The 12,790-nt window shown below is 66.6% G+C and carries 13 protein-coding genes; 5 read left to right on the forward strand and 8 right to left on the reverse strand.

What is annotated here, in order from left to right; translation table 11 throughout:
- The first annotated feature begins 127 nt into the window (after positions 1-127).
- From LIW09_RS03490 to LIW09_RS03505, 4 genes are all read left to right on the forward strand, one after another.
- On the forward strand, positions 128-472 hold the full coding sequence (locus LIW09_RS03490; RefSeq protein WP_256646585.1) for a DUF4870 domain-containing protein: 345 nt from the start codon (positions 128-130) through the stop codon (positions 470-472).
- A 189-nt stretch (positions 473-661) separates the two neighbouring features.
- Positions 662-1,108, forward strand: a complete 447-nt coding sequence (locus LIW09_RS03495) for a DUF4870 domain-containing protein (RefSeq protein WP_256646586.1) — start codon at positions 662-664, stop codon at positions 1,106-1,108.
- 235 nt (positions 1,109-1,343) lie between these two features.
- A complete protein-coding gene (locus LIW09_RS03500) occupies positions 1,344-2,531 on the forward strand; it encodes a hypothetical protein (RefSeq protein WP_338064843.1) in 1,188 nt (395 codons plus the stop codon).
- A gap of 9 nt (positions 2,532-2,540) precedes the next feature.
- Positions 2,541-2,969: a type 2 periplasmic-binding domain-containing protein gene (locus LIW09_RS03505; RefSeq protein ID WP_425507910.1), complete on the forward strand. Its 429-nt coding sequence runs from the start codon at positions 2,541-2,543 to the stop codon at positions 2,967-2,969.
- A gap of 64 nt (positions 2,970-3,033) precedes the next feature.
- Here the strand turns inward: LIW09_RS03505 and LIW09_RS03510 are convergent, their stop codons facing one another.
- The 6 genes from LIW09_RS03510 to LIW09_RS03535 form a co-directional block, all read right to left on the reverse strand.
- On the reverse strand, positions 3,034-4,272 hold the full coding sequence (locus LIW09_RS03510; protein WP_256647133.1) for a cysteine desulfurase: 1,239 nt from the start codon (positions 4,270-4,272) through the stop codon (positions 3,034-3,036).
- Positions 4,273-4,346: 74 nt separating this feature from the next.
- Positions 4,347-5,603: a Fe-S cluster assembly protein SufD gene (gene sufD / locus LIW09_RS03515; protein ID WP_256646588.1), complete on the reverse strand. Its 1,257-nt coding sequence runs from the start codon at positions 5,601-5,603 to the stop codon at positions 4,347-4,349.
- Between the two features lies 1 nt (position 5,604).
- The gene (gene sufC, locus LIW09_RS03520) at positions 5,605-6,369 is read right to left on the reverse strand and encodes a Fe-S cluster assembly ATPase SufC (protein WP_256646589.1); all 765 of its coding nucleotides are present in this window, start codon (positions 6,367-6,369) and stop codon (positions 5,605-5,607) included.
- A 77-nt stretch (positions 6,370-6,446) separates the two neighbouring features.
- Positions 6,447-7,892: a Fe-S cluster assembly protein SufB gene (sufB, locus tag LIW09_RS03525; protein ID WP_256646590.1), complete on the reverse strand. Its 1,446-nt coding sequence runs from the start codon at positions 7,890-7,892 to the stop codon at positions 6,447-6,449.
- Between the two features lie 10 nt (positions 7,893-7,902).
- Positions 7,903-8,352: an SUF system Fe-S cluster assembly regulator gene (locus tag LIW09_RS03530; protein ID WP_256646591.1), complete on the reverse strand. Its 450-nt coding sequence runs from the start codon at positions 8,350-8,352 to the stop codon at positions 7,903-7,905.
- Positions 8,353-8,415: 63 nt separating this feature from the next.
- The gene (locus tag LIW09_RS03535; RefSeq protein ID WP_256646592.1) at positions 8,416-9,366 is read right to left on the reverse strand and encodes an alpha/beta hydrolase; all 951 of its coding nucleotides are present in this window, start codon (positions 9,364-9,366) and stop codon (positions 8,416-8,418) included.
- 134 nt (positions 9,367-9,500) lie between these two features.
- On the opposite strand from LIW09_RS03535, the gene LIW09_RS03540 reads away from it, so the two are divergent.
- Positions 9,501-9,965 (forward strand): SET domain-containing protein, encoded by a 465-nt coding sequence (locus LIW09_RS03540; protein ID WP_256647134.1) that lies wholly within the window; start codon positions 9,501-9,503, stop codon positions 9,963-9,965.
- A 6-nt stretch (positions 9,966-9,971) separates the two neighbouring features.
- On the opposite strand, the gene LIW09_RS03545 is transcribed toward LIW09_RS03540, so the two are convergent.
- Positions 9,972-10,709, reverse strand: a complete 738-nt coding sequence (locus tag LIW09_RS03545; protein ID WP_256646593.1) for a hypothetical protein — start codon at positions 10,707-10,709, stop codon at positions 9,972-9,974.
- A 35-nt stretch (positions 10,710-10,744) separates the two neighbouring features.
- Complete coding sequence (gene fusA / locus LIW09_RS03550; RefSeq protein ID WP_256646594.1) at positions 10,745-12,787, reverse strand: elongation factor G; 2,043 nt, start codon at positions 12,785-12,787, stop codon at positions 10,745-10,747.
- Positions 12,788-12,790: the final 3 nt, after the last annotated feature.

The following is a 12,790-nucleotide window of genomic DNA, read 5'->3' on the forward strand; positions in this document are numbered from 1 at the left end:
ATGCCGGTTCGCGTTATCCTCGCTATCTGGGCGCCTATGCCTGTATTCGGGGAGACACGCAATGGATCAAAACGAAGCCAACACCGCGCCGCCGGGCAGCCCCAGCGCCGAGGAAAAGCAGTGGGCCATGTTCGGCCACCTGTCTGCCCTCACCGGGGTCGTGACCGGCGGGCTGGGCAACTTCCTGGGGCCGCTGATCGTCTGGCAGATGAAGAAAGACACGCTGCCTTTCGCGGCTGATCAGGCCAAGGAAGCGCTCAATTTCAACATCACCTTGCTCATCGTCGGTGTTGCGTTTGGCGTGATCGGCGCCATCTTCACTGCCATCACCCTTGGGTTCGGGGCAATTCTGGTGGTGCCTCTGGCGTTGGCGCTGGGCGTTGCTTGGCTGGTTTTCACCATCATGGCGGCAATGAAGGCAAACGATGGCGTGGCCTACCGTTATCCGCTGACGATCCGCCTGATCAAGTAAGTCCGGCGGCAGCCAGCGAAACACGACGAGCCCGGGCAACCCCGGGCTCGTCCGTTTCCGGCGCAGGATTCGATCCGCGCCAACGCCTCTTCGTCGCATGCGGCCCGGTTTCGTCGCCGGTCGTCTTGCAGTGCCGCGCCGCGCTGCCATCCTTGACCCAAGCCGGAATGGGTCCGGCGGGAGACGACGATGGAAACCGTGCAGGTGCAGACGCTGTCCTCGACCCAGCACGACCGCCTGTGGGCGGCCAGCGCCCACGGCGGCGCCCTGCTGCTGGCCTTCCTGACCAGCTGGAGCGCCGGCATCGCCGGCATGCTGGCGGCGCTGGTGGTCTACTTCGCCAAGCGGGGCGATTCGGAATTCGCCGCGACGCATGCGCGCGAAGCGTTCAACTTCAACCTGACGATGTTCCTGCTGGCCTGCGGGCTGGTCATCGTGGGCGGGCTGCTGGTCGGCGCGACCGTGTTGACGCTGGGGCTGGGTGCCATCGTCACCCTGCCGGCCGGGCTGGTGCTGGTGCTGCTGGCGGGGGCAGTTGCGGTGAGTTGGCTGGTATGCAGCGTCATCGCCACGTTCAAGGCGCTGAACGGCGAAAGCTACCGCTACCCGTTTTCACTGCGCCTCCTGGTCAAGTAATCCCCGGCACGCGGACAGACGCAAACAAGACCGGGGAAACCCGGCCTTCTGCATGGCGTGCGCGCCTGGAATGGAAGGCGGCGGGTGCTCCGCGCTTGCCCACGAGCGTCTGCGGGGCTGGCGCTCAACTTCGGCGCGCCCTGGCCGATACCGTGGTGGAGGACGGGTGCCGGCGACGCATGCCTGGCGGCCGTCCGAGGCCCCGGTTTCGTCCAATCATGGAAAAGGGATGCATATGCATCAGAAGAAACAATGGATCGCGCTGGCGATCAGCTTGGCGCTGTCACAGGCGGCGTGGGGGCAGGATGGCGGCGAGGATCGCTTCAAGTTGAGCGGCTTCGGCACGGTTGGCGTTGCCCATTCGAGCGAAGACAAAGCCGATGTGACGCCGGACTTCCAGACCGACCGTGGCGTCGGTGCCACCAGCGCGACGTCCGGCCGGCTGGATTCCCGCATCGGCGTCCAGCTCAATGCCAATTTCACCGACAAGTTCAGCGGCGTGCTGCAGGCGGTGAGCGAATATGCCGTCACCAAGTCCTACAGCCCGACGATCTCGCTGGCGCACGTGAAGTACCGTTTCTCGCCCGCCTTCAGCGCACGTCTCGGCCGTATCACCGCGCCGCTGTACATGCTGTCAGAGTATCAGCGCGTGGGTTATGCGATGCCTTGGGCGCGCCCGCCGCAGGAGGTCTACAACTACCTGCTGCCAATGGATGGCGTGGAGGGCGTGTACAACATCAACGCCGGCGACACCGTCATCGGCATCCAGGGCTTCTATGGCCGCATCGATTCCGAGCGGGCCTCGGTGGATGCGATGCGTGGCGTCGCGGTGCAGGTGGACCACGGTGCGTCGAGTTTCCGGATCAGCCACATCGTGGGGCGCGCGCATTACGTCACCGACAACATCGCCGCGCTGTTCGACACCTATCGCAGCCTGCCGATCCCGGCGCTGGTGGATGTGGCCACGCGCCTTGATCCACGCACCATGGACGGCAGCTTCAGCGGCGTCGGTTACAGCTACGATCCCGGCAACTGGTTCGTTCGCGCCGAAGCCATCCAGGCCGACTACAGCCCCTCGATCAGCGGCAAGACCACGTCGGGCTATGCCAGCGCGGGAATGCGCATGGGCAACTTGACCCCGTCGTTCACCTTCGCGCACGTCGATGTGCGCGGACAGGAAATGCCGGGCGCGCTGGACCCGTTCGGCCTGCTCAACGCTGCGGTGGCGGGCAATAACGCCGACCGCCACAGCTTCACGGCGGCGCTGCGCTGGGATGTTCACGACAGCATCGCGATCAAGCTGCAAGCCAGCCATGTCAAGAACCATGCCGGCTCGGTCGGCGGCCTCGACAACCTGCAGCCGGGGTTCGTGCCGGGGCGGGGATACAACCTGCTGTCGGCCTCGGTCGATTTCGTATTCTGAGGTGAGCCCATGAATATTTCGTTCAACAAGCGGGCTGCCCTGCTGGCGGCACTGCTCGCTGCCAGCTCGTTTGCGCAGGCGGGTGTGGTGGTGGTGATGTCGTCGAAGAGCGACGTTGATTCACTGAGCAAGGTGCAGGTTTCGCAGATATTCCTCGCCAAGACCGACGCGCTCCCCAATGGTCGCGTGGCCAAGCCGATCGACCAGGCCGAGGGTGCGGCCGTGCGCAACGAGTTCTATGACAAGGTGGCCGACAAGAGTTCGGCGCAGATGAAGGCGTATTGGTCGCAGTTGACGTTCACCGGCAAGGCACAGCCGCCGCGCAAGGTTGCCAGCGATGCCGCGGTCAAGGCGGCGCTTGCCGAGAACCCGGCGGCGATCAGCTACATCAGCGATGGCGCGGTGGACGGCAGCGTGAAGGTGGTGTTCCGGCCCTGATCGGCAGCGTTGGTTCGGCGTCATCGCGACTGCGATGGCGCCGAGCGCATGGCAGGACGGGCTCTCAACCCAGCAAGTTGCGGACCTTGCGCAGCGCCACCAGGAACGCCTCGATTTCCGCGTGGGTGTTGTAGAACGCCAGCGAGGCACGGCAGGTGGTGCCAACCCCCAGCCACTGCAGCAGCGGATGCGCGCAGTGCTGGCCGGAGCGCACCGCCACGCCTTCCAGGTCAAGCAGGGTGGCGAGGTCGTGCGAGTGCGTCCCGTCGATCGCGAAACTGATCACCGCCGCCTTGTCGCGGGCGGTGCCGTGGATGCGCAGGCCGTCGATCTTGCCAAGTTCCTCGGTGGCGTGCGCCAGCAGTTCGCGCTCGCGTGCGGCGATGTTGGGCATGCCCAGCGCGTCCAGATAGTCCACCGCCGCACCCAGCCCGACGAAGCCGGCGATGTTGGGCGTGCCGGCTTCGAATTTGTGCGGGGCATCGTTGAACACGGTGCCGTCGAAGCGCACTTCCTTGATCATTTCGCCGCCGCCGAGGAACGGCGGCATGGCCTCGAGGTGCGCGCGCCGCGCCCATAGCGCGCCGGTGCCGGTGGGGCCGACCATCTTGTGGCCGGTGAAGGCGTAGAAATCGCAGCCGATCGCAGCGATGTCCACCGCCATGTGCGGCGCGGCCTGCGAGCCATCGACCACGCTCACGATGCCGCGGCGCGCCGCTTCCCGGCAGATCGCCGCCACCGGGTTGATGGTGCCGAGCACATTGCTGACGTGGGTGACCGCCAGCAGCTTCACCTCGGGCGTCATCGCCGCATGCAGGCCGTCGAGATCAAGGCTGCCATCCGGCAGCAGCTCGGCGACCTTGAGGACGGCGCCGGTGCGCTGGGCAACCAGCTGCCACGGCACGATGTTGGCGTGATGCTCCATCCGCGTGAGCAGGATCGCGTCGCCCGGCTGCAGGCGCGGCAGCGCCCATGAATACGCCACCAGGTTGATGGCGAAGGTGGTGCCGCTGCACAGCACCAGTTCGTCCGGGCGCACGTTGAAGAACCGCGCCAGCTTGCCGCGCGCGCTTTCGTAGGCCTCGGTGGCCTCGGCACCCAGCGCGTGCACCGCGCGGCTGACGTTGGCGTTGTGCTGGCGATAGAAGTCGTCGGTGGCGGCGATCACCGCCTCGGGCTTCTGCCCGGTATTGGCAGAGTCGAAATAGACCAGCGGCTTGCCGTGCACCTGCCGCTGCAGCAGCGGGAAGTCGCCGCGCACCGCCGCCCAGTCGATGGGCCTGTCTCCCTCCCCTGCGTGCAGGGGAGCGTCAGACACAGCCCCCTCCCCTGCATGCAGGGGAGGGTTGGGGAGGGGTTGCGCTTTTCCGTTCACGCTCACGCCCCCAGCCTTGCCAGGGCGCGATCCAGTGCCGCGTCGCACAGCGCGCGGGTCGCTGCGTCTTCAATGCTGGCCACCACCTCGCGACAGAATGCGCCGGTCAGCAGCGCGCGCGCCTGCGCTTCCGGAAGCCCGCGCGAACGCAGATAGAACAGCGCGGTCGTGTCGATCTGGCCAACCGTTGCGCCATGTGCGGCCTTCACTTCGTCGGCGTGGATCACCAGTGTCGGCTGGGTGTCGATTTCGGCGTCGGCCGACAGCAGCAGGTTCTTGTTGGACAACGCGGCCTCGGTACCGTCCGCGCCTTCGCGGATGACGATGCCGCCGTGGAACACCGCCTTGCCGCGCTGCCCGGCCAGACCGCGCCAGACGAGGTTGCATCGCGTGTCGCGCGCGATGTGGTCGATGCCCAGGCGGGTGTCCACGTGGCGTCGGCCATCGGCCAGCAGCACGCCATCGGCCCGCAGTGACGCGCGGTCGCCGTCCAGACGGATGTTGAGTTCGTGGCGGGCCAGCGCGGCGCCCAATTCCAGATCGACGCGTCGGTAGTCGGCATCCTGCGCAAGCACGGCATCGGTGCGCGCAAACAGCGTGGCGCGCGTGGCGGCGTCCTGCACGCGCACGTGGGTGAGCCGGGCGTGCGGCGCCAGATGGACGTGCAGCAGCAGGTTGCCAAGATGGGCGTGTTCGCCTGCGGCCAGCTCGTGTTCGGTCAGCTGCAGGGCCGCCCCTTCGCGCAGCTCGATGAAGTGGCGCAGGTGCCACGCGGCATCGGCGGATTGCGGAGCGCCGATGTGCACGATGTGCAGCGGCGTGGCAGCTTGCGCGCCGGCATCCACGCGGATGGCGGCGCCTTCGCGCGCCAGTGCGGCATTGAGGCGGGCGAAGGGTTCGTCGGTGCGTTGATAGCGGCGTTCGAGGAAATCCACCGCGCGCGGATCGTCGCCCTGCAGCAGCTGCGAAAGCGGCTGGACATGGACGCCATCCGCCAGTCCGGCCAGGTCGGTCAGGGCGGTATCAACATGGCCGTTGACGAACACCATGCGCGGCGAGGGGATGGCCGCCAGCAGGCCGGGATCGACGGCGACGGCCTGCGCCGGCAGAAAGCTGCGGCGTTCCAGTTGCCGCAGCGACGTGTACTTCCAGGCTTCCGCACGCTGCGGAAGACCGTCGCGCAGGACCTCATCGAGCAGCGCGCGACGGCTGGCATCGCCGTCGAAGCCTGCGGCCAGTGACTCCAGCAATGCATTCATTTCAGGCAGCCGCCTCCGGCGTCAGCCGGTTCTTGATCCAGTCGTAGCCGTGCGCCTCCAGTTCCAGCGCCAGTGCCGGCCCGCCGGTTTCCACGATGCGTCCGTTGGCCAGCACGTGCACCACGTCCGGCTTGATGTAGTCCAGCAGGCGCTGGTAGTGGGTGATGACCAGGAAGGCGCGCTCGCTTGATCGCTGCGCGTTGACGCCATCGGCGACCGCTTTCAGCGCATCGATGTCGAGGCCGGAATCGGTTTCGTCGAGGATCGCCAGCTTCGGTTCCAGCAGCGCCATCTGGAAGATCTCGTTGCGCTTTTTCTCGCCGCCGCTGAAGCCTTCGTTGACGCCGCGATGCAGCAGCTCGTCCTTCAGGTGCAGCACGGCGAGTTTCTCGCGCACCTTTTTCAGGAACTGCATCGAGTCGAGTTCGGGCTCGCCACGGGTCTTGCGCTGCGCGTTGTAGGCCGCGCGCAGGAAGTAGGTGTTGTTCACCCCGGGGATTTCCACCGGGTACTGGAAGGCCAGGAACACGCCGGCGGCGGCACGCGCTTCCGGTGCCAGCTCCAGCAGCGGTTTGCCTTCGAAGGTGACGCTGCCGGCGGTCACTTCATAGCCATCGCGCCCCGCCAGGATATTGCCCAGCGTGGATTTGCCGGCGCCGTTCGGCCCCATGATCGCGTGGATTTCGCCGGGCTTCACCTCCAGCGACAGGCCTTTCAGGATTTCCTTGCCGGCGACGCGGGCATGCAGGTTTTCGATCTTCAACATGTGTTGGTTCCATTTGGCGGAGATGCGCCCGCCGACGGTTGATGCATGGCGATGGGGGCAGGCAGGCGCCTGCCGCATCAGCCGACTGAGCCTTCCAGGGTCACGTCCAGCAATTTCTTGGCTTCCACCGCGAACTCCATCGGCAATTCGCGGAACACCGATTTGCAGAAGCCGTCCACGATCATCGACACCGCGTTTTCCTGGTCGATGCCGCGGCTGCGGCAATAGAACATTTGGTCGTCGCTGATCTTCGACGTGGTGGCTTCGTGTTCGACGATCGCGCCGGGATTCTTGACTTCGATGTAGGGGAACGTGTGTGCGCCGCACTGCTTGCCGATCAGCAGGCTGTCGCACTGGGTATGGTTGCGCGCGCCGTCTGCGGCAGCTGCCACTTTCACCAGCCCGCGATAGGTGTTCTGCCCGCGCCCGGCGCTGATGCCCTTGCTGACGATCTTCGATTTCGTGCGCTTGCCGATGTGCACCATCTTGGTGCCGGTGTCGGCCTGCTGGTAATGGTGGGTCAGCGCGACCGAGTGGAATTCGCCCACGCTGTCGTCGCCGACCAGGATGCAGCTTGGGTATTTCCAGGTGATCGCGCTGCCGGTCTCCACCTGCGTCCAGGTCACCTTGCTGCGCGCGCCGCGGCATTCCGCGCGTTTGGTGACGAAGTTGTAGATGCCGCCAATTCCATTTTCGTCGCCCGGATACCAGTTCTGCACGGTCGAATACTTGATCTCGGCGTCGTCCAGCGCCACCAGCTCCACCACCGCGGCGTGCAGCTGGTTTTCGTCGCGCATCGGCGCGGTGCAGCCTTCCAGATACGAGACGTGGCCCTTGTCCTCGCAGATGATCAAGGTGCGCTCGAACTGGCCGGTGTGGCCGGCGTTGATGCGGAAGTAGGTGGACAGCTCCATCGGGCAGCGCACGCCCTTGGGGATGTAGACGAAGCTGCCGTCGGAGAACACCGCCGAATTGAGCGCGGCGAAGTAGTTGTCGCCCACCGGCACCACGGTGCCCAGGTACTTGCGCACCAGCTCGGGGTGGTTGGTGATGGCGTCGCTCATCGAGGTGAAGATCACCCCGACCGCCGCCAGCTCCTTCTTGAAGGTGGTGCCCACGCTGACCGAGTCGAACACTGCATCCACCGCCACGCCGGCCAGCTTGGCGCGTTCGTGCAGCGGCACGCCCAGTTTGTCGTAGGTGTCGATGAGTTCCTGCGGCACCTCATCCAGTGACTTGTACTTCGGCCCCTTCGGCGCGCTGTAATAGGACAGCGCTTGCAGGTCGATCGGCCCGATCTTGAGCTTGGCCCAGTCGGGCTGGGTCATGGTGAGGAAGTGGCGATACGCCTCCAGCCGCCACTCGGTCATCCACTCCGGTTCCTGCTTCCTGGCCGACAGCGCGCGGATGATGTCTTCGTCCAGACCCGGCGGCAGCGAGTCGGTCTCGATGTCGGTGATGAAACCGGCATCGTACTTGCGGCCCAGCTGGGCGTGGATCCGGGCGTTCTGTTGCTCTGTCATCGGGTGTTCCTCAAACCGGTGCCAGCTGGGCGCCAATGCGCCTGCGCACGGGGTGTTGTGGTGGGATCAGCATCTGCGCCAACGACACGTTGCCCAGTGCCTCGGCCACCACGTCATTGATGCGCCGCCAGTTGGCGCGCACGCCGCAGCTGTGCTCGATGCCGCACTGGCCGCTGGGCGTGCTGCATTCGGTCATGCCCAGCGGGCCTTCCATCGCTTCCACGATCTCGATCAGGCTGATCGCGTCGGCCGGGCGCGCCAGCCGGTAGCCACCGTTGGCGCCACGAAAGCCCGCCACCAGCCCGGCGGCGGCCAGCGGCTTGAGCACCTTGGCCACGGTGGGTGCTTCCAGGCCGGCGCGTTCGGCCAATTCCGGCGCACTGAGCACCATGTCCGGCCGTGCGGCAAGCACGGTCAGGATCACGGTGGCGTAGTCGGTAAGCCGGGTGACGCGAAGCATGGGGGCGGGGCGCTGGTTGAATCTGTACTGAAATTGTACGTTTTGACGCCGCCGCCGCCAAGTTCAGCGTCTGACCTGCATCAAGGCGTGGTCGATCCAGCGGGAGACCGCGTCGGTGTACGCCGATGGCAGGCCCAGTTGCGCATTGATCTCACCGTGCGACAGGGCCTCCGGCAGCACCTCGGCCGGGACCGACAGGGTGGCGGCGCGCTGCGCCAGCTTGCCGGCTTCCTCGCAGGGTGAGGTCGGGAAATGACGCGTGCTGGAACACACCAGCAGCATCGGCAGGGCGTCGCGGCCTAGCTGTTGTTGCGGGGAGACGGATCGCCAGAAGCCGGAATCCGCGCCGAAGGCGTCGTGATACAGCTGCGGAACTCGCGCCTGCGACATCAGCGACGGCACATCGAGCGCGCCGCTGTCCAGCGCGACCACGCCGCGCGGCCGCTGTGCGCCGGCTTGTTGCAGCAGCGCGGGCTGGCTGCCCAGCAACGCCACCAGGTGGGCACCGGCCGAATGCCCCATCAGGATCATGCGTTGCGGGTCTGCGTCCCATTGCGCGGCATGCTGCTGCACCGAGGCCACTGCCGCGGCGATGTCGCGTGCTTGCTGCAGCGGGTTGGCCTCGGGCACCAGCCGGTTGTTGGCGGAGACGAACACGAAGCCCCTGCCCAGCCAGTAGCCCGCCTTGTGATCGACCACCGGGGAAGACGTCTTGTCGCCCCGCCGCCAGCCGCCGCCGTGGACCATGAGCACGATTGGCGCGTTGGCCTGCGGGCGTGCGGGCAGGTACACGTCATAGCGCTGCTTCGGGTCTGCGCCGTAGGCCACGTCGTGCAGTACCCGCGTGCCCGCCGGAACCTGCGTGGAGGCGCCGGCGGTGTCCGCGCCGCCACGCTGCTGCAGCCGCTGCGCGATGCGCTCGCGCAGGCGTTGTTGCGCGGAAGAGGGCGCGCTGGCGACGATCAGCAGGCCAAGGCCGAGGAGCAAGGCTGCAGCGATGGAGATGCGACGCATGGTGGCGCTTCCTTGGGTAGATGGACGCGACAACGCGTCACCGACGCGGCAGGTTGACGCGCGCGTCGAACGCCGCCGGTGACGTTGCGACCGGCATGCGCCAGAATGCGGCATTCAACGTGTCCCCTGCGCCGATGCCGAAAAAAATCATCACCCGCAAATCCGCCATCCACGGCAACGGCGTGTTCGCCGCGCGGCCACTCGAAAAAGGCGAGCGCCTGATCGAATACAAGGGACGTCGCCGCACCCACGACGAGGTGGACGCCGGCGACAGCGGCGACATCGAAAGCGGGCATACGTTCCTGTTCACCCTCGATGAAGATTGGGTGATCGATGCCAATTTCGAAGGCAATGCGGCGCGCTGGATCAACCACAGCTGCGCCCCGAACTGCGAGGCGGTGCTGATCGAGGATGCAGACGAGCCGACGCGGTCGCGGGTGTTCATCGAGGCGATCCGCGCGATCGAACCCGGCGAAGAGCTGACCTACGACTACGGCATCATCCTGGCTGAGCGGCACACGGCACGGTTGAAGGCCATCTGGGCCTGTCGCTGCGGGGCCAGCACCTGCACCGGGACAATGCTCAAGCCCAAGCGGTGACTGTGCTCATTCGGCGTCGCCAGGCCAACTGATCGACAGGTCCCCAATGACCAGCGCTTGCTCGATGGCGGGGTGCGAACGATCGTCGCTGCGAAATACGCGGTCCCCTTGCGGCAGCCCGGCAGTCGCGGGCGTGCCCGCTCGCGCGACCAGCGTCACCGCACGAAACAGCGGCGCGCCCACGGCATTCGCCAGCCGGCCGCCGTGCCAGTCCTGCACGCTGCCGCCGTAGTCCCAGCCCAGTCCGTAGAAACTGATCGGTGCGCCATTGCGGTTCACCAGCTCGGCCAGGCTCATGCCCGGATGCAGCCCGTTGCCGTCATGCCAGCGGCTGTTCGCGCCGGAGACGCGCAGCACCTGGATTGGCGCCTCCTTGTCGTCGCCATCCAGCACCAGCTCCAGCCGCCGGCTGGGGTCATCCGCAAACACCACCAGCGCCGGGGCGCTTGCGCCCTCGGCGCCGGGCAGGGTTTCCTCGCGCACGTTGGTTTTGCCGAAGCGCGCCTCCAGTTCGGCCCGGGTGGTCAACGGCCCCAGCGTGCCGGGAAGCTCCCAGTCTTCGCCGGCGGGAGCGATGACGGTTGCGGCAGGTGCGGCGGTGGCCGCAGGCGCGGCGGTGGCCGCAGGCGCGGGAGCCGCCGTTGCTGCAGGCGCGGGCGCCGGAGCAACCGGCGCGGGCGCCCGCGAACAGGCGGCCAGCATCAGCGTGGCAGCCAGCAGTGGCGTGCGGGCAAACGGCCGCATGCGGGCAATCCGGGGTGTGGCTGCGGGAGTGCGGATCAGTCGTCCTCGGGATGTGGCTTGTACTGCTCCACCAGTTTTTTCTGCACCTGCGCGGGCACCGGTTCGTAGTGGCTGAAGTCGAGCGCATAGCGGCCGCGCCCGGCGGTGGCCGATTTCAATTCGGCCGCGTAGCCCTCCAGTTCCGACAGCGGAACCTGCGCACGGATCACGATCTCCCCGCCGCGCAGGGAGTCGGTGCCGCTGATCCGCGCGCGCTTGGCTGACAGGCCGCCGCTGACGTCGCCCATGTGCTGCTCTGGCGCGCTGACCTCCAGTGCGACGATCGGCTCGAGCACTTGCGGCTGCGCTTTCGCGATCGCGTCCAGGAATGCCCGCTTGCCGGCGGCGATGAAGGCCACCTCCTTGCTGTCCACCGCATGATGCTTGCCGTCATGCACGATCACGCGGATGTCCTGCAGGGGATAGCCCGCCACGGCGCCGCTGGCCAGCACCTGGCGCACGCCTTTTTCCACCGCCGGCAGGAATTGACCCGGGATGGTGCCGCCCTTGACCTCGTCCACGAACTCGAAGCCGCCGCCGCGTGGCAGTGGTTCGATGCGCAGGGACACTTCGCCGAACTGGCCCGCGCCCCCGGTTTGCTTCTTGTGTCGATGGTGGCCTTCGGCGCGGGTGCTGATGGTTTCGCGATACGCGATGCGTGGCGGATGCGTGTCCACCTCCACCGCGTAGCGCTCCTTCAGCCGCTGCAACATCACCCGCAGGTGCAGGTCCGACAGGCCGTGGATCACGGTTTCGTTGGTTTCCGCATTGTGTTCCACCACGAATGCCGGGTCCTCTTCGGCCAGCTTGGCCAGCGCGGTTGCCAACTTCTGTTCCTGGCCCTTGCTGGCGGGTTCCACCGCCAGCCCGAACATCGGCTTCGGGAACTGCATCGGTGCGAGATGGATGTGGTCTTCGTCGTGCGAATCGTGCAGGACGGCGTCGAAATGCAGCTCATCGACTTTCGCCACCGCCGCGATGTCGCCGGGAATCGCCTGCGCGATCTCCACGTGCTCCTTGCCCTTGAGCTTGAACAGGTGCGCCACCTTGAACGGCTTTTTCCCGTCATCGACGAATAGCTGCGCGTCCTTTTTCAACGTGCCTTGATACACGCGGAAGATGCCCAGCTTGCCGACGAACGGGTCGTTGACGACCTTGAAGACATCGGCGATGACGTGCATGTCGGGGTCGGGGACGGCCACGATGGGGTGCGCCTCCGCGCCTTTCCGGAACGGTGGCGGGTTGGCTTCGCCCGGGTGCGGAAACAGCGCTTCGGCGATGTCGAGGAATTCCTTGATGCCCGTGCCACTGCGCGCGGAGGTGAAGCACACCGGGATCAGGTGGCCTTCGCGCAGGCACTGTTCGAAGGCATCGTGCAGCTCCGTGGCCGACAGGCCGTTCTCGCCCTGGTCGAGGAAGTGATCCATCACGGTCTCGTTGATTTCCACCACTTGGTCGATGATCTTCTGGTGCCATTCGGCGCAGGGGCCAAGGTCACTGCTGCCGTTGCTGCTGCCAAAGCAGTCCACCACGCGGGTGCCGCCGTCGGCGGGAAGATTGAGTGGCAGCACGTGGTTGCCGAATTCCGCGCGCAGTGCGTCCAGCAACGCGCCAGCGTCATGCCCGGCATGGTCGATCTTGTTGACGACGATGACGCAGCTCAGGTCGCGCGACCTGGCGTAGTCCAGCATGCGTCGCGTGCCGTGGGCGATGCCGGTGTCGGCACCCACCACCACCACCACGGTTTCCACCGCGTCCAGCACGCCCAGGGCGGGGCCGCGGAAATCCGGGTAGCCGGGGGTGTCGATCAGGTTCAGGTGCAGGCCGGCGCGATCCACGCTGGCAAGGGCTGCATCGATGGAATGCCCGCGCGCCTTCTCGATGGGGTCGAAGTCGGACACGGTGTTGCCGCGTTCAACCGTCCCTGCCGTCTGCAGTGCGCCGCCGGCAAGCAGCAGGGCTTCGAACAAGGTGGTTTTGCCGGCGCTTGGGTGGCCTGCCAGGGCCACGTTGCGGATGTGTGCTGTGCTGTAGGACATGAG

It is taken from the genome of Thermomonas paludicola (genome assembly GCF_024498955.1).
Classification (GTDB): domain Bacteria; phylum Pseudomonadota; class Gammaproteobacteria; order Xanthomonadales; family Xanthomonadaceae; genus Thermomonas; species Thermomonas paludicola.